Annotated in this window: 15 protein-coding genes; 1 reads left to right on the forward strand and 14 read right to left on the reverse strand. The window is 73.5% G+C overall.

The window, feature by feature from the left end:
* Positions 1 to 235 precede the first annotated feature (235 nt).
* From WME96_RS05325 to WME96_RS05370, 10 genes are all read right to left on the reverse strand, one after another.
* On the reverse strand, positions 236 to 1,312 hold the full coding sequence (locus tag WME96_RS05325) for a metallophosphoesterase (RefSeq protein WP_437289083.1): 1,077 nt from the start codon (positions 1,310 to 1,312) through the stop codon (positions 236 to 238).
* A 101-nt stretch (positions 1,313 to 1,413) separates the two neighbouring features.
* Complete coding sequence (locus WME96_RS05330; RefSeq protein WP_437289084.1) at positions 1,414 to 1,959, reverse strand: DUF1232 domain-containing protein; 546 nt, start codon at positions 1,957 to 1,959, stop codon at positions 1,414 to 1,416.
* A gap of 102 nt (positions 1,960 to 2,061) precedes the next feature.
* The gene (locus WME96_RS05335) at positions 2,062 to 2,238 is read right to left on the reverse strand and encodes a hypothetical protein (RefSeq protein ID WP_437289085.1); all 177 of its coding nucleotides are present in this window, start codon (positions 2,236 to 2,238) and stop codon (positions 2,062 to 2,064) included.
* Positions 2,231 to 3,334 carry a hypothetical protein gene (locus WME96_RS05340; protein WP_437289086.1) on the reverse strand — a complete coding sequence of 368 codons (1,104 nt, stop codon included), beginning with the start codon at positions 3,332 to 3,334 and terminating at the stop codon, positions 2,231 to 2,233. The genes WME96_RS05335 and WME96_RS05340 overlap by 8 nt, the downstream gene beginning before the upstream one ends.
* Before the next feature lie 44 nt (positions 3,335 to 3,378).
* A complete protein-coding gene (locus WME96_RS05345) occupies positions 3,379 to 4,455 on the reverse strand; it encodes a dipeptidase (RefSeq protein ID WP_437289087.1) in 1,077 nt (358 codons plus the stop codon).
* Positions 4,452 to 5,792, reverse strand: coding sequence for a serine/threonine-protein kinase (locus tag WME96_RS05350; RefSeq protein WP_437289088.1), 1,341 nt, complete (start codon positions 5,790 to 5,792; stop codon positions 4,452 to 4,454). The genes WME96_RS05345 and WME96_RS05350 overlap by 4 nt, the downstream gene beginning before the upstream one ends.
* Before the next feature lie 123 nt (positions 5,793 to 5,915).
* Complete coding sequence (locus WME96_RS05355) at positions 5,916 to 8,540, reverse strand: transglycosylase SLT domain-containing protein (RefSeq protein ID WP_437289089.1); 2,625 nt, start codon at positions 8,538 to 8,540, stop codon at positions 5,916 to 5,918.
* 83 nt (positions 8,541 to 8,623) lie between these two features.
* Entirely contained in the window at positions 8,624 to 9,163 is a 540-nt protein-coding gene (locus WME96_RS05360; RefSeq protein ID WP_437289090.1) for a hypothetical protein, read from the reverse strand.
* Positions 9,164 to 9,370: 207 nt separating this feature from the next.
* Positions 9,371 to 9,739, reverse strand: coding sequence for a c-type cytochrome (locus WME96_RS05365; protein WP_437289091.1), 369 nt, complete (start codon positions 9,737 to 9,739; stop codon positions 9,371 to 9,373).
* Positions 9,740 to 10,186: 447 nt separating this feature from the next.
* Positions 10,187 to 10,708 carry a hypothetical protein gene (locus tag WME96_RS05370; RefSeq protein WP_437289092.1) on the reverse strand — a complete coding sequence of 174 codons (522 nt, stop codon included), beginning with the start codon at positions 10,706 to 10,708 and terminating at the stop codon, positions 10,187 to 10,189.
* Between the two features lie 909 nt (positions 10,709 to 11,617).
* Here WME96_RS05370 and WME96_RS05375 point away from each other — a divergent pair.
* Positions 11,618 to 13,288: a hypothetical protein gene (locus WME96_RS05375; protein WP_437289093.1), complete on the forward strand. Its 1,671-nt coding sequence runs from the start codon at positions 11,618 to 11,620 to the stop codon at positions 13,286 to 13,288.
* A 125-nt stretch (positions 13,289 to 13,413) separates the two neighbouring features.
* Here the strand turns inward: WME96_RS05375 and WME96_RS05380 are convergent, their stop codons facing one another.
* The 4 genes from WME96_RS05380 to WME96_RS05395 all read right to left on the reverse strand — a co-directional run bounded on the left by WME96_RS05380 (position 13,414) and on the right by WME96_RS05395 (position 17,685).
* Positions 13,414 to 14,886 carry a sensor histidine kinase gene (locus WME96_RS05380; protein WP_437289094.1) on the reverse strand — a complete coding sequence of 491 codons (1,473 nt, stop codon included), beginning with the start codon at positions 14,884 to 14,886 and terminating at the stop codon, positions 13,414 to 13,416.
* Positions 14,887 to 15,223: 337 nt separating this feature from the next.
* Positions 15,224 to 16,243, reverse strand: coding sequence for a hypothetical protein (locus WME96_RS05385; protein WP_437289095.1), 1,020 nt, complete (start codon positions 16,241 to 16,243; stop codon positions 15,224 to 15,226).
* Complete coding sequence (locus WME96_RS05390) at positions 16,240 to 16,908, reverse strand: hypothetical protein (protein WP_437289096.1); 669 nt, start codon at positions 16,906 to 16,908, stop codon at positions 16,240 to 16,242. Before WME96_RS05390 ends, WME96_RS05385 begins: the two co-directional genes overlap by 4 nt.
* A gap of 312 nt (positions 16,909 to 17,220) precedes the next feature.
* Complete coding sequence (locus WME96_RS05395; protein ID WP_437289097.1) at positions 17,221 to 17,685, reverse strand: SRPBCC family protein; 465 nt, start codon at positions 17,683 to 17,685, stop codon at positions 17,221 to 17,223.
* Between the last annotated feature and the right edge of the window lie 47 nt (positions 17,686 to 17,732).

Below are 17,732 nucleotides of genomic sequence, written 5' to 3' on the forward strand. Positions count from 1 at the left end.
TCCCGTACGCCCCGATTCGCCTCGTGGATCAGCGCGAGCGGTAGCTCAGGCATCTGATTCCCTTCCCCTGCGGCTTGAAACGCCCCAGTTTGCCAACGACGTTATCCGGTCCGCTCGGCGCCCGTCAATGGACCCGAGGCGCGCCGGGGCGGCGCGCGCTCGTTCGTGTATGCGTTCCGCTGGCCGACGCGTGTCACGCGTCACGTGTCCGGTGTCGATTCATTGCGTCCGCGGCTCACTTTTTCTCGCTGCCAGCGCTACTTTTCTTCTCGCCCTTGTCGCCGGTCGCGTCGCTGGTGTCGCCCGTCAAGATGCGCACCGTGTCACCGGCAATCTCCAGCGCTGCTGGCTTCCCGCCGTAGTGCGAGGCCATGCCGACGTCGATCCGCCAGACCTTGTCCCCGCAGGCCGAGGTGATGCCGTTCCGCTGGACGGTGTGGCCCACGACCATGCGCTTCGCGGACATCGCGGCGAGCGTCTTGTCGAGCGCCGCGCAGGGGCTCGATCCCGGGGTGGGGGGCGGATCGCTCGAATAGAGGCGCGCCCACACCGGGCTGTCCTCGGCGACGACGACGGCCGGCGGCGAGGCCTTGCCCTCCATCCACGCGCGCACCTCTCGGTTGATCCTCCCCACGCCGTAGCGCGTGTGCGACGGGAGCACACCGCCGTGCGCGAAGACCGTGTCGCCGACCGTGATGATCACGTCGCGCGCCGCGAGCTTCTTCGCGTAGGGGCCGCCGGGCGCGAACGCGGCGGCGCGGGCCCGCGCGGGCGGCGGCACCGGCGCGAGCCGGGGGGCCGCGGTGTCGAGCCCGGGCGCGTCCTCGAAGTCCTTGAAGCCGCCCTCGGTGACGTAGCGGAAATCGAGCTGGACGTTCATGATCTCGTGGTTGCCGTTCAGGGCGTAGACCGCGCCGCCGGCCGCGCGCGCCTCCTCGGCGAGGCGGTCGAAGAGGTCCACGATCGCCTGCTCGCCGTCGCCGCGGTCGATCTCGTCGCCCGTCTGGACGAGCACGAGCTTCCCGCCGATCCAGCGATCCGAGCCGTCGATCGCGCCCGCGATCCGGAGGGCCGCGCGCGTGGCCGCGAGGTCGCCGTGGACGTCGCCGATGGCCACCACGCGCTCGGCGGCGGGGCGGGCATAGGAGCGATCGGCGTCGGGCGGCGGCGCGGGATCGGCGCCGGCGGAGGCCGGGGCGGGCGTCGAGGCGGCGGGGGCGGGGCGCTGCGCCGGCGTGGCCGGGCGCTCGGCGTCGCAGGCCGCGGCGAGCAGCGCGGCGAGCAGCGCGGAGAGGCGGGGGGCGGCTGACATCGGACGCGGTCCTCCGGGGGGGTTGCGCTTGGTGTACACCGCGGCCGGCGATCGCGCCGCGTCGTGCGGCGGGGCGCCGTCGCGCGATCGGACGGGGAGGTTCAGGCCGGGAGCTTGGCCGAGAGGAAGGATTTCAGCTTGATCAGGTTCTTCGCGTCGCGGCTGAAGGTCGGGGCGGTGTAGCTCGACGCCCAGCCGGTGATCTCGTGCATGAACGAGGTGCGGACCTGCTCGTCGCCCAGGATGTCGTCGACGGTGCGGCCGCGCGCGGCGCCCTTCTCCAGCGAGCGAACGTAGTTCTTGAGCCGGGCGTGATCGGCGCCGAGCAGCTCCGCGATGAGCTCCGCGTCGCGGGCGAGCCGCGCGACGGTCGGCGCCTGGTCGCGCAGCTCCGGGCTCTCCCCCGCCGCGAACGACGCGGCGACGCGCAGCACGAAGGCGTCGTCGAGGAAGCCGAGGTCCTCGATGCCGTCCGGGATGAGGTCGAGCGACTTGAAGAGGTAGTTGAGGCCGGCCGCGAGCGACCGGCGCGCGGGCTCCGGGATGTCCGGCGAGGCGAGCAGGCCCGCCAGGTCGGCGGCGTCGGCGGCGAGGCTGCGCAGCCACTCGGGGAACGTATCGAGACAGCGGTCGTCGAGATCGGTCATGGGATCCTCCCGGCGGGAGCGGGAGGGTAGTCCGACCGGCGCGGCGCCGTCCACGCCGTCGATGCAAAGGACGGCAGGCGCGGCGGCGCCGGAACCGGATCTTCACCCGCGGGCCCGCAGCTCGGACAGGAGCTCCTCCGCGTCGATGCCTCCCCCCGTTCGCAGCTCGGCGAGCCCCGCCGCCAGGGCCGCGTGCAGCTCGGCGCGCTCCTCGTCGTCGAGCTCGTCGCCGGGCTCGGCCACGGCCAGATCGAGCACCGTGCCCCTGCCGTTACCCACCGGTCGCCCCGACGCGCCCCGTGACGCTCGCGCTGGCGCGGACGCTCACCTGGATCCGCACCGACGCGCTCGTCGACGCCTCGGCCGCCCCGGCGACGCACGCGAGCGCGCGCGCGCCCGCGTCGCCCACGACCCGTGGCAGCGCGGCGCCGACCTGGACCACCGTCTGGGCGTCGCCGAGGAGCCTCCGGCCGAGCGCCACCTCGGCGTGCAGCAGCGCCGGCAGGTTGGCCTGCAGCGTCGCCGCGAGCCGCGCGGCCATCTCGGCGCCCTGCGACGGGCGCACCTGCACGAGCGCCGGCGTGCAGGCCGCGTAGACGTCCGCGTGCGCGCGGCAGCTCGCCTCGCACTCGGCGTCGGCGCTCGGGGGCCGCACCATCCCCGCGCACTGCGGCGCCTGCCAGGTGCCCTCGCAGCGCGCGTGGCAGGTCGCGTCGCAGCCGCCGTCGCACTCGCCGTTGCAGTACCCCACGCAGCGCCCCTGCGCGTCGTGGGCCGAGCACTGCCCGCGGCACTGCCCGGCGCAGCGCCCCTCGCACCGCCCCGCGCAGCGGCCCTGGCAGTAGCCCGACAGCCGCGCGGGCTCGCACTGCGCCACGATCTGCCCCGGATCGAGCTGCACGTCGCACGCGCCGCTGCAGCGCGCCCCGGCCTGGGCGTTCGCCTGGCACGCCGGCGGCGTCACCGCGACCTGCACGCCGGCGCCCTGGCGCAGGATCGTGTCGATCGCCGCCGCGACAGGGCCGCAGGCGCCGCTCGCCTGGCCCCCCGCCTCGTCGCGCGGCGCCATCTGCGCGGGGTGGATCCCGAGGTCCGCGCCCATCCGGCGGCAGGCGTCGGCCACCTGCGCCTCGATCGCCGCGGACACGTCGGCCATGTCCTTCGCCGCCTGCACGAACGTCCTCACCTTCGCGTTCGCCCGCGCGTCCGCGGAGAACTGGGCGCCGAGGACGTCGCCCGGCCCGCGCAGCTCGGGGCAGACGGCCTCGCCCACGCCCTCCAGGTGACCGAGCTCCGCGCAGCTCAGGCCTGCGGCAAACGCGACGACAGCGAGGGCGGCGAGCCCCCGCAACGACCGGGCGACATGCGTGCGCATGCGGGCCCTTACCACGACCGCCCCGGCGGCGCGCGGCGGCCGCGCTACCCGCCCGCGCTCCCGCCCGCCGGCCGCCAGCCGAGGATGCGCAGCGCGTTCCGGGAGAAGACCTTCTCCACGTCGTCCCGCGACATCCCCCGCTGCCGGAGCCGCGCGGCCAGGGCCGGCAGCGCGGACGCGTCGCCGAGCCCCTTCGGCGGGATGATCCCTCCGTCGAAGTCCGAGCCGATCGCGACGTGATCGACGCCGGCCACCCGGACCATGTGGTCGACCTGGGCGATCACGTCGTCGAGGTCGGCCTCGCTCGCGCCGTTCACGAACGGGGCGTGGAAGTTGAGCCCCGCGACCCCGCCGCTCCGCCCGATGAGCCGGAGCTGCTCGTCGGTCAGGTTGCGCGGTCGGTTCGCGATCGCCCGCGCGTTCGAGTGGGTCGCGACGATCGGCGCGCCGTGCGCCGCGGCGATCGGGACGAGATCCGCGAACGCGGCGTCCGAGAGGTGCGAGACGTCGATGAGCGCGCCCTGCGCGTACACGCGCTCGCAGAACCGCTTGCCGAGCTCGGTGAGCCCGAACGCCGCCGGCTCGCCGGTCGCCGACGACGAGAGCCGCGTGTTCTGCGCGTGGTTCGGGCTGATGAGCCGCACGCCGCGCGCGATGAAGCGGTCGATCTGCGCGATGTCCGCCGCGAACGCGCCGGCCCCCTCGATGGAGAGGAAGGTGCTGATCCTCCCCGGCTCGGCCCGCGCCGCGCCGAGCGGGAGGAGCACCGGGTTCGCGGCGATGATCGCCTCGATGGTCGCGAGGATCGCGCCGGCGTCCTCGATCTGCGGGCCCTCGGGCCGCGCGCGGTCAGGCAGGTAGATCGGCAGGACGATGCCGAGGTAGTTGCCCGCGACGAGCGTGTCCCTGCGGGCGTGGCCCTCGTCGAGGCGAGCGGCGCGCCCCTTGAAGTGGACCTGCCAGGGCACGTCGACGTGCAGATCGACCACGTGCACGGGCGGCTCGCGCGCGGCGCCGTCGCGCGCGTCGGCCGCGTCGCCGCGCAGGCTCCGCGGGGCGCCCAGGGCGCCGGCGGCGCACGTGACGGCGAGCAGCGCGCGGACGCGGCCCGCGGCGCTCATCCGCTCACCAGCACGCCGATCGCGAAGCCGACGGCGAGGCACACGAGGCCGATGACCCCCACGAGCCACCAGGGCGCGCCCTCGGAGGCCGCGGCCTCGGAGGGGAGGGGGACCTCCACGACCCGCACGTCGTAGTGGCCGCCCGCGAGCGTCGGCACGCCCGTGGGCCGCTGCGCGCTGATGTACGTCGACCCGGCGGCCACCGGGGCCACGGGAGGAGGCGCCGCGGGGAACGTCGCCGTCGGCGCGATCGACGGGGTCGCCTGCGTCGGCGGCGTGGTCCCGCGCGGCGGGGGCACCGTCGGGGGCCGCGGCGCGACCGGCATGCTCGCCGTCGCGCCCTGGGCCGGCTGCGGCGTGTGCGGCGGCGGCGGCTGATGCGGCGGCGGCGGCAGCGAGGGCAGGTGGTGCGGCGGGGGCGACGCGTGCGGCTCGGACCACGCGCCGGGCATCGGGACGCCGGTGCGGTGCGCGATGGCGCCGAGCGTCTGCGCCATCTCCTCGGCCGTCTGGAAGCGCCCGTTCATGTCCTTGGAGAGGGCGCGCTGGAAGAACAGGCTCCAGGCCGCGAGGTGCGGCGCGACCTGCTCGATCGGGCGCACCTCCTTCGCGAGCACGGCGGTGAGCCGCGCGAACTCGTTCTCGGCGGGGAACGGCTGCGTCGCCGTGAGCATCTCGTAGAAGATCACGCCCACGCTCCAGAGATCGGTGCGCGCGTCGACGCCCTGCGCGTTCTTGATCTGCTCGGGGCTCATGTAGCCGGGCGTCCCGAGGAGCGTGCCCGCGCGGGTCTTCAGGCCCATGCCGCCGGCCGCGTCCATCACCTTCGCGATGCCGAAGTCGAGCACCTTGACGCGGAATCCGCCGCGCGGGTCGCGCACGAGGAACAGGTTCTCCGGCTTCAGATCGCGGTGGATCACCTTGTGGCCGTGCGCCGCCATCAGCGCCTGGAGCACCTCGTGGATGATCGGCACGGCCTGCTGCGGGGGGATGGGGTTGCCCGCGCTGATGTACGCGGAGAGCGGCACGCCCTGCAGGAGCTCCATCACGAGGTACGGCGTGCCGTCCTCGGCCCGCGCCGCCTCGAAGACCGAGGCGATGTTCTGGTGGACGAAGCCCTTCGTCGCCTCGGCCTCGGCGAAGAAGCGGTGGAGGACCTGCTCGTCCTGCGTGAACTCCGGGTGCAGCACCTTGATCGCGCGCTTGCCCTCGCCGCGCAGCCCGTCGGCCTCGTAGACCGCGCCCATGCCCCCCTCGCCGAGGAGGCGCACGATCCGGAAGCGCCCGTTCAGAACGGCGCCCACGAGCTGATGGGAGGGGCTCGACGGGTCGACCACGCGCGGACTGTACCAAAGCTCCAGCGTGGCCCGCTCGTCGAAACCTCGGCGCCGGGCGCGCGAGCAAGCTGTTGACGTGGGCGCGCGCCCGATCTCCACGCGCGTCGACGTTGAGCGCGCGCGTCAGGGCGCGGCGTTCGCGACCGCCGAGCGCGCCGCCGGGCTCGCCGGCAGCGGCGTGCGCAGCGCCTCACCCGGCTGCGCGCCGCCGTAGAGGAGCTCGTAGACGGCGAGGCTCGTCATCACGCGCTTCGTGTAGAGCCGGGTCTCCTCGTACGGGATGCGCTCGACCCACAGGTCGAAGCTCTGCGAGGGGCGCTCCGCGATCCACCGCTTCGGCGCGCCGCCGCCCGCGTTGTAGGCGGGGATGGCGAGCAGCGGGTTGTCCGAGAACTGGCCGCGCAGCACCGAGAGGTAGCGGCAGCCGAGCGCGACGTTGATCTCGGGGCGCTTCAGCGCCTCGGCGCTCCACGGCAGCCCGAGCGGCTTGGCCATGCGCTTCGCGGTCGGCACGATGAGCTGCATCAGCCCGTACGCGTCCGCGTGCGAGGCCACCTTCGGGTCGAAGGCCGACTCCTCGCGCATGATCGCGTAGGCGAGCGCCTCGGGGATCCCGCTGCGCTTCGTCTCCGCGGCGACGACATCCGCGAACGGGCGCGGGTACGCGAGCTCCCAGGCGGCGCGCCAGCGCCCGACCGGGTAGTGGTCGACCCACTCGCCCGCGAGCTCGGCGCGGCCGTCGGCCGGCGCCGCCATCGCGGTGCGCAGGATGCTGTACGACTGCGGCAGCGCGCCCGCGCGCGCGAGCAGGAACGCCGAGGCCCACATCACCTCGCGCGGCGCCGTGCGGCTGCCGACGCCGAGCAGGTCGAGCTCGCGCCGCGCGAGCCGCGCCTCGCCCTGGCGCGCGAGCTCGACCGCGCGCGTGAACGCGGGCTGCGCGAACGCGGGGCTCCGCAGCTCGGCGTACGGCGCGCTCGCGTCGCGATCCATGGCCGCGGCGAGGGCGCGCTGGGCGGCGGCGGGGTCGATCTCGGCGAGCCGGGCGTGGGCGAGCGCCATGTAGAACGACAGCGGGTAGTCGCGGATCACCTGCTCGAGCAGCGCCTTGCCCTTGTCGGGCGAGCCGGTCTCGATGTGGGCGCGGCCGAGGTAGTACGGGAGCCTGCCGGCGGCCTGGTACGCGCGCTCGTGCGGGAAGCGCGCGAGCGCGCGCTCGAGCGGCCGGACCGCGCCGGCCCAGCCGCCGCGCTCCATCTCGAACAGCGCGAGCTCGAACAGCCCGTCGGCGACCATGTCGCCCGACGGGAAGTCGTCGGGCATGGCGGTGAGCATCTGCGCGAACTGCGCCTGGTCCCCGAGCGCGAGCAGCGCCCGCGCCCCGAGGTAGCGCGCGTCGTCCGCGAGCCGGTGATCCGGGTACTCCTTCTCGAGCAGCGCGAAGCGCGCGGCCGCCTCCGCGTGCCGGTCGACGCGGAGCGAGGCGCGCCCGGCGTTGTAGAGCGTCTCGGGCCGCCGCGGCGCGGGGGCGCCCGCGCCGGCGGCGCCGCCGCTCACCGCGGGCGCGACGGGCGCGACGGCGACGGCGGTCGCAGCCCCGGCCGGCGCGGCTGCCGTGGCGGCCCCGGCCGGCGCGGTCGCCGCGGCCGGCGTGGCGCCGGCAGGCGCGGCCGGCCCGCAGCGCTCGATCGCGGTGCCGTAGACGTCGGCGGCCTCGGGCCTCCGCCGCAGGCGCCCGAGCGCCTCGCCGCGCGCCGCGAACGCGTCGCAGGCGAAGGCCGAGGGCGCCTGCGCCTCGGGCAGCGCGACCAGCGCGTCGGCGACGGCGAGCGCTTCCTTGTCTTGCCGCGAGGCGAGCAGCGCGCGCGCGCGCGCGAGCAGGTCGGCGGGGCCGGGGTCGAGGAACGGCTTGCGCCGCGCGAACGGCAGCGTCGACAGGGCCTGCTCCTGGATCTCCTTCGCCTCGCCCACGCCCGCGCCGCCCGGCGCCTCGTCGATGACGCGCCGGGCGATCCGGATCGCCTCCTCCGCGCGCTGCTCGCCGGGGTGGCGGAGCAGCGCGCGGGCGAAGCGGAGCGCCTCGGGCACCCACGTCGACGCCGGCCAGCTCCGGCCGAGGTACGCGTGCCAGTGCGCGGCCGCGCCCTCGATGTCCCCCTTGTCGGCGAGCGCGCCCGCGATGATGCGATCGATCTCGTCGGCGATCGCGACGTCCGACGCGACGGCGCGCGCGCGCTCGAGCGCCGCGTCGGGCTGACCCATCTTCGCGAGGAGGTCGGCCGCCGCGAACCGCGCGTGGTCGGCGAGCGGCCCTCCGGCGGCCGCGGCCGCGTCGTACTCCCGCGCGGCGCCGGCCGGGTCGCCCGCGAGCGCGCGCAGCCGCGCGAGCTGGTAGCGGAGCGACGCCGCGTCCGCGGGCGGCAGGGGTGTGGCGAGCACCTGGGCCAGCGCGGCGGCCGCGCTGGCGTACGCCTCCTGCTCGACGAGCTTCTGCACCGGCGCGAGCCGCGGGTCGCCCAGCACGGGGGTGAGGCGCTCCGGATCGAACACCGGGGCATCGCCCGCCGCGCCCGGCACGACCGGCCCCGCCGATGCTGCGGGCGGCGAGCCTGTCGGCTGCGGGGCGGCGGGGCAGAGCGGCGGGCAGGTCGCGCCGCGCTGCGCGGCGGGCGTGCCGGCGCAGGAGGCGCCGAGCGCGGCGGCCAGCGCGAGCGCCGCGGCCCCGGAGCGGGCATCCAGCCTGGGCATGCCCGCACCATACTCCGGATCGCGCGCTCGCACAGCGATCCGGCGCCGATCCGGGGGGCGGCGCGCCGGCGAGCCCGCGGCGATCAGGGCGCGGTGGAGACCACCGTGGCGGTGACCGCTGCGAAGCGCAGCAGGTCGTCCGAGCGGCCCACGAGCTCGAGGTTGAACGTCGTGCCCGCCGTGAGCTCTCCCGAGGCCCCGACCTCCAGGGCGCTGGAGGTGGCGTCGGGCGGGATCACGAGCGGCGAGACGACGAGCCCCTCCGGAGGCGCGTTGACGATGACGTCGATCGGCGCGTCGAAGCCGTTGATCCGACGGATGGTGAGCGGCACCGACGTCAGCCCGCCATACGGGATGTCGACGGTCGCCGGGACGACGAGCAACGCGAAGTCGGCCGCCGCCGCCGTGCCCCCGCCGCCGTCGTTGCCCCCGCCGCCGTCGTTGCTCCCGCCGCCGCCGTCGCTCCCGCCGCCGCCGTCGCCTCCGGCGCTGCTCGTCGTGGTGCTCCCGTGCCCGGCCTGTCCGCCCGCGCCCTCGCTCTCAGGCGGGTCGCTGGAGCACCCGATGGCCGAGAGGATGGTCGCCAGCGCCACGACAAAGCTGAAGCCATGCTGTAAACGCATCCCGTCTCGTCTCGTTCTGAAGAGGGTTGTCTTGCGTCCGATGTGCGATGTTCCGGGCGCAACCCGGTCACGCTATCGCTGCTCCGGCGCGGGCTGCAAGCGGCAGCGCGGCAGCGGTCCGGGGTGCGGTCGCCGGTGCGCCGTCTCGTGAGAGGGCGCGCCGGCGTCCGGAGGTGGTGTGTGGAGGGGAGGGGAGCGCGGTGCTGATTACAGCGCTTCGCAGGCGAGGTAGACGCGGATGGACTCGACGGTCTCGGCGGGGAGCGGCGAGCCGGGGGGCATCGAGCCATCCTTCACGCGCTCATAGATCTCCTCCGCCTCGGCGGTGACGGACGCGGAGTCGTCGACGTTGACGGAGTCGGGCGCGCCGGCGCGGGCGACGGGGCCGACCTTGTCCTTGGAGTGACACGAGGTGCAGCTTGCCTGGAGCGTGTCGAAGCCCGCCGTCACCTGGGCATCGGGGCTGGGCGGGCACTCACCGAGCGCTCCCCCGGTGGTGTTGTCCCCGCCCGGCGGATCATCCGAGCCGCCGCAGCCCGGGAGAGCGCCAATGAAGAGGGGGGCAAGGCAGAACAAGAGAATCGTACGAACGTGCATCCAAGCACCTCAGTTGCGAGTTAGGGAAGCGTGGTGAGCCGGGGGTCGAGCCTCCGGCGGTGCAGGCCGGCCTGGCGCCGCGCGTGGATGGTGCCTGGCGCCGCGCACCGGGTCAACAAAGACGGAAGGGCGTGAATTGAAGGGATCCCCCGTCGTCCGGGGAGGCCGTCTCGTTCAAGCGGACGGCACGCGGCGTCGTTCGAGGCGGCAACCTTGTACAGATTCGAGGTGTCGTGGCTCGTCCGAGGCGGCAACCTTGTACAGATTCGAGGCGCCCCCGTCGTTACAGGCGGCAACCTTGTACAGGTTCGAGGCGCTGCGGTCGTTTCCGGCGGCAACCTTGTACAGGTTCGAGGCGCCGCGGGTCGTCCCACGTGGCAACCTTGTGTGAGGGGCGGCACCACCGGCTTCGTTCGAACGGGGCGGCTACTGCGGCACGTCCGGGGCCGGCGTGTCGAGCCCGAGCGCGGGGAGCGCCTCGTCGTCCCCGTCCGCGGCCGGCGCGCCCTTGCCTTTCTTGCCGGCCGCCCGCCGGGCGGAGGCCTTACGCAGGCGGTCGAGCGGGGCCAGCGCTGTGCGCGCCGACTGGACCGTCTCCGGCCTCCCGCGATCGACGCTGGCGACGACCTGAAGCAGGTAATCGCCGATCGCGCTCACGAGCTCCCGGAGCGGCCCGCGCAGGGCCGCCACGTCCGTGGGCGCCTCGTGCGCTTTCGTGATCCCGAGGACCTCGCCATAGGCCTCATGGGCGGCGCGCACCTCGGCCAGGAACTCGGGGCCCGTGATGGCGACAAGGTCCTTGCCGAGCGCGTCGTCCTCGGCGATGCGGCCGAGGAGGGCGTTGCTCTCGGCCCACTCGAGATCCATCGCGGGCTTGGGGAACTCGAGGCCTTCCGGGAACAGGCGAGTATCGTGAGCCCGCGCAGCGCCCAGATATCGTTGGCGCACGCCTGATCATCGGGGGGCGTCTCCCGGGCGGTCAGATGCTCGATCTCCACGCGACGCTGCGCGCACGGACCCCATCAACGGGGCGGTGCAAGTCAGGCCCCGAGATCTCAGGTTGGGTGATCGAGCACCTGGACGCGCTCATGTGCTGGCCTTGCACCGAGCCCGCACGCGCGCCGCTCCGACATCCTGGTTGTGGCCGGGATACGCCTCGTGCGACGCTCGAGAGCGCCATGGGCAAGGTCACCGCTCTTCACATGGACACGATCACGGAGAAGTCGGGGCACCAGATGACCGGCATGGCCGTCAGCGTGTGCCTGACGCCCGCGGCGCCGAGCCCGCTGCCGATCCCGTACCCGACGATGGGCACCGTGGCCGAGGGGATAAGACGACGACGGCCTCGTGCGGGTGCTGCGCCGCGCCGCCCCGGAGGAGCGCTTCGCGCTCGTCGAGCTCCGCGACGCGTTCGGCAACAAGGCCACCCTGGAATGGCGAGGTGATGAGCTCACGGGCATCGTCGACGCCGTCGGGCGGCGCGCCCGGCTCGAGCGCCAGGGGCTCTTCGCCTGGTGGGAGGTGATCGCGACCGACGAGCAAGGCACCCCGCACACCCGCCGCGCCGTGAGACGCCGGCCGGTGACGCCTACGAGTACGTCTTCGACCTGTTCGGGTGCCCCGTCGAGGCGCGCACCCCGAAGGGCGGCGTCTATCGGTTCGCGGACGACTCACGCTTTGCGCTGGTGCGCCTGGTGGAGCCGAACGGCAACGTCCTGGAGCTGGAGATCGAACTGGACGGGCGGCACGACGCCGTACGTGCATCAAGGCACCTGGGTCGAGACGCGCCCCGGCCCGCAGGGGGGCCGCGGCCGGCGCCGGCGCTGATCAGCCCGGAGCGAGGAGCGAGACGAGCTCGTGCGTTTCATCAATCCTTATCCGTACGGTCACCCTCCGCGAAACGAGGATCTGCAGCGCGCGCTGGCGGCGGCGGCCGCGGGCACACTGGTCGGCGCTGACGAGCGCGTGCTCGCCGAGCTGGACCGAGCGGCGCTGAAGGCCCTCGGAGGGGCGCTCGAGATCCGCGAGGACAAGCCCTACTTCGACGAGCGTTGCCGCGCGCCGCGCGGGCTGCCGCAGCTCGGGATAGTGCTCGCGGCGGAGGGCGGGCCGGTGGGTCGGGCGGACCTCTACCCGGAGAACCATTCGATCTACTGGCGGGGCCTCGACTGGAAGCAATGGTGTGGCTGGGCCGAGCTGAGCGCCCCGCGCGCGCTGCTCGAGTGGCTCGCCGCGCATGGCGTACCGGAGCCGCTCGAGGACGTGACGCGCTGGAGCAGCCAGGAAGGCGAGAGCGCACGGCGTGAATGGCGCAAGACGATCCCGCCGAACCTCAAGGGCCCCTGGTGCGCCTCGATGGATTGCCTCCTGGACCCCTGGCACATCCTGGAGGCGGCGGCGTGGATCGAGCAGGCTGGCGCGAGCATGCGCAGGGCCCGAGGGCTCCTGGAATGGTACGGGGCGGGGTCGGGGCCGTTCGCGCGCCGGCCCGATTACGAGTTGCTCCCGCGGCTCCTGCTCGGCCGCTTCTCCGGCGAGGATCTCCAGCGGGCGCTCCAGTCCCAGCCGAGCGACCGCGCGCTCGCGGGCGCCGGGCGCCATCTCCTGGACGTCGGGCCGCTCTCCCCGGGCGCCCACGCCGGGCTTGTCGAGCCGCTCGATGCGAGGCTCCGCGAGGCGATCGTCGAGGCGGTACGCAGGTTCGCGTCCGGGGAGGACGCGGATCTGCTCCGCGAGCGGCTCTTCCCGGCGCCGTTCGTCCCGCCGGAGCCCACCACGCTGGTCGGCGCCTCGAGCACGCTGCACCTGCGCCGCCCGGTGGCCGCCGGCGACGCGGCGGTCTATGCGGTGGATTTCCAGGACATCGTGCGCCTCGAAGGGGGCGCGCGCTCCGTCCTCGGCAAGCTCCTTGGCGACGCCGTCCTCGCGGTCCGGGGCGGCTGGCTGCTCGTGGGCAAGGGCGGCGGCGTGCAGGAACTCGACGCGCGGGGGAACCTCGTGGCCATGCACCCGGCCGCGACGCCCGAGCAGGTGGCCACCGCGCGCGCGCTCACCGCGGCCTGGTCCGCGCCGGCCGCGGCGCCGCCGCTGGGTGAGCCGCTCGGCCCTGCGCCCGAGGAGCGCGAGGCGTTCGAGGCGCTCGCGCACCTCGGGCTCCGCGCGCCGCCCTCGGCGCGCGCCGTGGGGCGCGATCACCTCGAGGCGGGCGGGCGCGCGATCGTCCGCCGCGGCGAGGCGGGCGCGCCGCCCCGGCGGATCCCGCTGCCCGGGCGCGCCGTGCTGCACGCCTTCTCGGCGTCGCACCTCGTGCTCGCGCTCGACGCCGGCGATGCCTGCCGGATCGCGTGGGTGGAGGAGGGGAGCGATGCGCTGCGTCTGTCGCCGCTGCTTCGGATCGCCGCGCGGGCGCTCCGCTTCCTGCTCGCCACGGGCGACGCCGCGCTGCTCGGCGTCGACCTGGACGCCGGCGAGGTCGTGCTGCGCGTCGGCATCGAGAGCGCCGGTGGCGGGCGACCCGGGCGGTCATGAGCGCTCGAGGTGCCGAATAAGAGCCCATCCCGGAGGCGGCGCCGGGACGGGTGCGCCACCGTCCGCTGGTTGCCCGCATCGGGAGCCCGCGCAGCGCCCAGATAGCGCTGGAGCACGCCTGGTCATCAGGAGGCAGTCTCCCGGAGTTCACGCGCTGGTGCTGGAGCTATTTCGGACGCGCGCGCCGCCTCGGTGCTCGCTCTGGGCAGCTCGAACCAGAAGAGGCTCCCCTTGCCCACGACCGTGCGGAGGCCCACGCGGCCGCCGTGCGCCTCGGTCAGGCGTTTGACGGTGGCGAGGCCCAGTCCCAGACCCGGCACTCGGGCGCCTTGCGCTCGGACGTGAGGCTCGAACACCATCTGCTCGAGGGCCGGCGCCACGCCGGGCCCCGTGTCCTCCACCTCGATCCGCACAGCGTCGCTCGTGTCGAGCACCCGGATCACGACGCGACAGACCGCCGAATCACCGACGTACTTGAGCGCGTTCCGGATCAGGTTGGCGAGGATGCTGGTCAGCACGCCGGGGTTCGCGGTCACCGCGCACGGGGCGAAGGGCTCGACACGGAGCTCCACGCCGAGCTCTACCGCGATGGGGGCGAGCTCGACCATGAGATCGTCGATGACGGGGCTCACCTCGGCGCGCGCGCCCGGCTCCGGCCTCGCGCCCGCACGAGCGAACTCCAGGAGCCCGTCGGTCGTGCGCTTGATGCGCGCGATGGCCTGCCGGCCCCGTTCGAGCGCCTTTCGTGCCGGATCTCCCTCGCTGCACCGCCGCAAGGCGAGGTCCAGCGAGAGCGCGACCGACCCGAGGGGGCTGAGCACGTCGTGCGCGACCCGGCCGGCGAACTGCTCGAGCTCATCCGCTCGACGCTCCAGGAGCACGCCCTGCCCCCAGAGCAGCCTCACATGACGACGGATCTGCACGGCGGCCGCCGCGCAGGCCAGCAGCGCGAACGTCACGCTCGCCGTGTCGAGCACGAGCGCGATCCGACGAGAGCGAACGCGGTTGGCTGCCATCTCGACCGCCAGACGGCGTGTCTGAAGCGCGTTGATCTCGATGCTCGCCATCACGGCCTCGCTCGTCTCGTTGAAGTCCGCTCGCAGCGTGTCCATGAGCTTGCTGGCCTCGTCCGGATGGCCGCTCGCCAGCAGCGAGAGGGTCTGGTCGGTGTCCATGGCGAGCTTTCCGAGCTCCTGAGCGACGGTCTGCCACTGCTTGAGCTCTCCCGGATAAACGGGCATGGCAAGGTAGGCGTCGAGGCTCCGGGACAGATTGGCACGCGCCTCGTCGAGCTCGTGGCGATCGAACGGGCGGCCCAGCGCGGCGTTGTTGACAAGGTCGCTCAGGAGCGCCTGGTTATGTCTCAGCTCGGCGCGCGCGGTGGCCAGGTGCATGATGCTCGGCGTGGCGTTCTCCGCCAGGCTCCTGGCCGCCGCGTCGATCTCGGCGGCTCGGTGCTCTGCGTAGCCGGCCGAGATCACGAAGCTGGCGATAGCGACGAAGAACGCGGCAAATAGCGACAGCAGGATAGACGGCAGCCGCTCGAGCATGAGAGAAGACTTCGACCCCGCCGGGTCCCTCCGCCGTCGCATCTTCATGCCGGGATGCTGGTCCGCCGTCCGCCCGAGCGCAACGCGGGAGGAGCGCCGGAGCCGCAGAGGATCACCCGCGCTGCATCGGCGGATGTCCCTGGGCGCGCGTCGAGGAATGATGAGCGAGCAACCGCTCTGGTCGTCGTCGCCCTCGTCTTCCCCGGGATGGCTCGGCCCCACGCCATCGCCGATCCTGAAGTCGACGATCCTGGAGACGCCGTCTGCGGCGCCCGTGTCCCTTTTGGCTAGGCCAGGACCTCGCCATAGGCTTCATCGGCGCTCGGGTGCGCCGAGCCCGGTAAGAGGGCACAGCGCAGCGCGACGGCTGGCACCTTTCGAGGCGCTACCAGGGCCTCGGGACGAAGCTGGCCAGCGCCGCCGACGTCCTTCGCGCGGCGCGGACCGCGGCGAGCCAGTGCGTCTGGGCGGGGTCGCTGTCCCATGGCGGGGCCTCCCGCCAGCGCGCACCCCAGTACTCTCGCGCGGCGGCCTCGGCCGTCGCAAGCTCGCTCTCGTCCTCGGGCGCGTCCTCGACGCGCTCCGCGAAGGCCAACCACGGCCTCGCGTCATGGTGCCATGGCTTCGGCCACGGCCGAGCAGGCTCCCCGTCGAGGAGTCCGTTCGCGCTCTGGAGATAGGCTTCGTAGGCGCTCTGCGCCACCGCGTCGCGCCGGTGATCTGTGACCCAGGACGTGCACGTCTCGCGGTACGCCTCGGCCCACACGTGGTCCTCCTCGGGCACGTCCTCTCGCCAGGCGCCCGCATGGAGCTCGCGCAGGGCCTGCTGGACGGCCTCCCGGTCCTTGCTCGCGCGCCACGCGGCCGCGAGGGCTCGCTCGCGCGCCGCGCTCGGTCCCGGCAAGCTCGCGTCCTCCTGCTGGCGATACCAGGAATAGGGGGGATCCACCACCGGGGGGATGTTCCTCTTCGTGGCGTGGGCTCTTTCGCAGCGTCCCAGCCGGAAGCCTCGCTGAAAGGCGCGGAGCGCCTCGGGGCCGTGCCCCTGAGCGACATCCTCGGCCGTCAGCGTCTTCCAGAGATGGGTCCGGTCGAGGCGCGCCAGCAGCTCGGCCTCGCTGGTGGGCTCGCGCTCGAGAGACGCGCGGGAGGCGAGGAAGGCGCGCTTGACGGCGGCGATCAGCATCGGCCATGGGGGCGCGGGCCTGCCGTCGAGCCACTGCTTGAATTCGTCGCGATGCGCCCCGGCCCACGTGCGGTCCTTCTCCTCGGACAGGTCGTCTCGCCACGCTTCGGCGCACAGCTTGCCCAGATCTTCGAGGTAGGACTTCCACTCTCGTGGATCCCTGGTGCTGAACAGCCGGTAGCCCGCGAGCAGCTCGCGCTCGAACAATCGAGGCTTCATCGATGGTCCCCGCCTGGAGGGGCCGAGGGCTCTCCTCCCGTGGGGGTCGTGTCGGAGGGCCTGGGGGGGCATCCCCAGCCCGGCCCGGCGCCGAGCGGGCACAGGAGCGGCGCGAACCGAGGAAGAGCCCATCCCGGAGGCGGCGCCGGGACGGCGATCACGGCATCGATCAAGTCGTCCGGCCCGATGGCGTCCGGATCGACCATCTTGGGATCCACCTTCTCGGGCTCGTATCGAGAATCCCACACATATTTGCACTCGATGTCGGTGAACGCGGGTAGCAGCTTCTCGAGCTCTCCCCTGGCATCATCGGCGACCCACGACGCGAATTCTTCGACGCAAAAGAGATACGTCGGCAAGTCGGGCTTTGTGACGAGGCACTTGATCACGTCCGCGACGGTCAAGACCTTATCTGGGCGGTCATACCAGCCGCTCCATGCCCCACGCTCGTTGTCGCGACACTGTATCTTGCCCACCTGGTCGTATTGATTCCTGCCCGTCAACCAGTCCTTCGCTCGCCAGTTCATGTACCATCTCTTGTACAGCTTTGCCTCAGGGGTTGGCATCGTCGCGATCTGGCGCTTGAGCTCTTCGCGATCTTCGGGGTCCACGATGGAGCAGCCCAAGGCGAGCGGAACGAGCACTGCGAGGCACAACGCTTTCATGTGCTTCCCTCCCGAGCATGACCGAGCCTACTGCCGCGCTGCGTCACCGCGCAAGACGTTCCGCGGGTCGTGGAGCACGACCACCGTCCCCACAACCACGTTCGTGATCACGCACCACCTCGCAGGCGGGAACGGATCTGGCGAATGCCGGGGCGTTATGGGCCTACATCAAGGCCGGAGCGCGGTCGCCCCCCGCGTTTCCCCTCCGTGGACGGCTCGCGACCCACGCCGAGCGACTCGACCCAGACGGAACTTCGACAAACGGTAGGCCCGCCGTGGCGCGCCCTGCTTCCCCCGAGCCCCCGCGTCCTCTCAGCCGGCCCGCCGCCGCTCCAGGTGACTCTTCATCGCCTTGAGATCGCCGTGCACGGCCTTCTTGAAGCTGCCGATGAACAGCCGCCCCACCGTCTCCATGAACCACCCCATGCCCGCGATCTCGCCATCCATCTTGAGCAGCGTGCCGGCGCCCTGAGGCTCGAAGACATAGCGAAACCGGTACTCCCCGCGTCCCGTGGTGCCCTTCTTCCCGTCGATGAACAGGTCAAGGCTCTTGCCCGGCTCCGCCGACGTGACCTCGAACTGCTCGGTCGACTCCTTGCCGAACATCTTGCGGGTCTCACGCCAGATCGCGCCCTTGCCGGCGACTCCGTCCGTGAGCTTCTCCGCGCGCACGAAGTTGGGCATCCAGTCGCCGAACGCGTCGATGTCGGTCGCGAGCCGGAACACGTCCTCGGGGGACGCATCGAATCGCTCTTCAATCGTGAACCGGAGCGGCATCTTCGTCAGTTCTCCTGGGGGGGCCCGCGCACCGGGCGCCATCGTGC

The sequence above is a fragment of the Sorangium sp. So ce406 genome (assembly GCF_051474675.1).
In the GTDB taxonomy this organism is placed as follows: domain Bacteria; phylum Myxococcota_A; class Polyangia; order Polyangiales; family Polyangiaceae; genus Sorangium; species Sorangium cellulosum_G.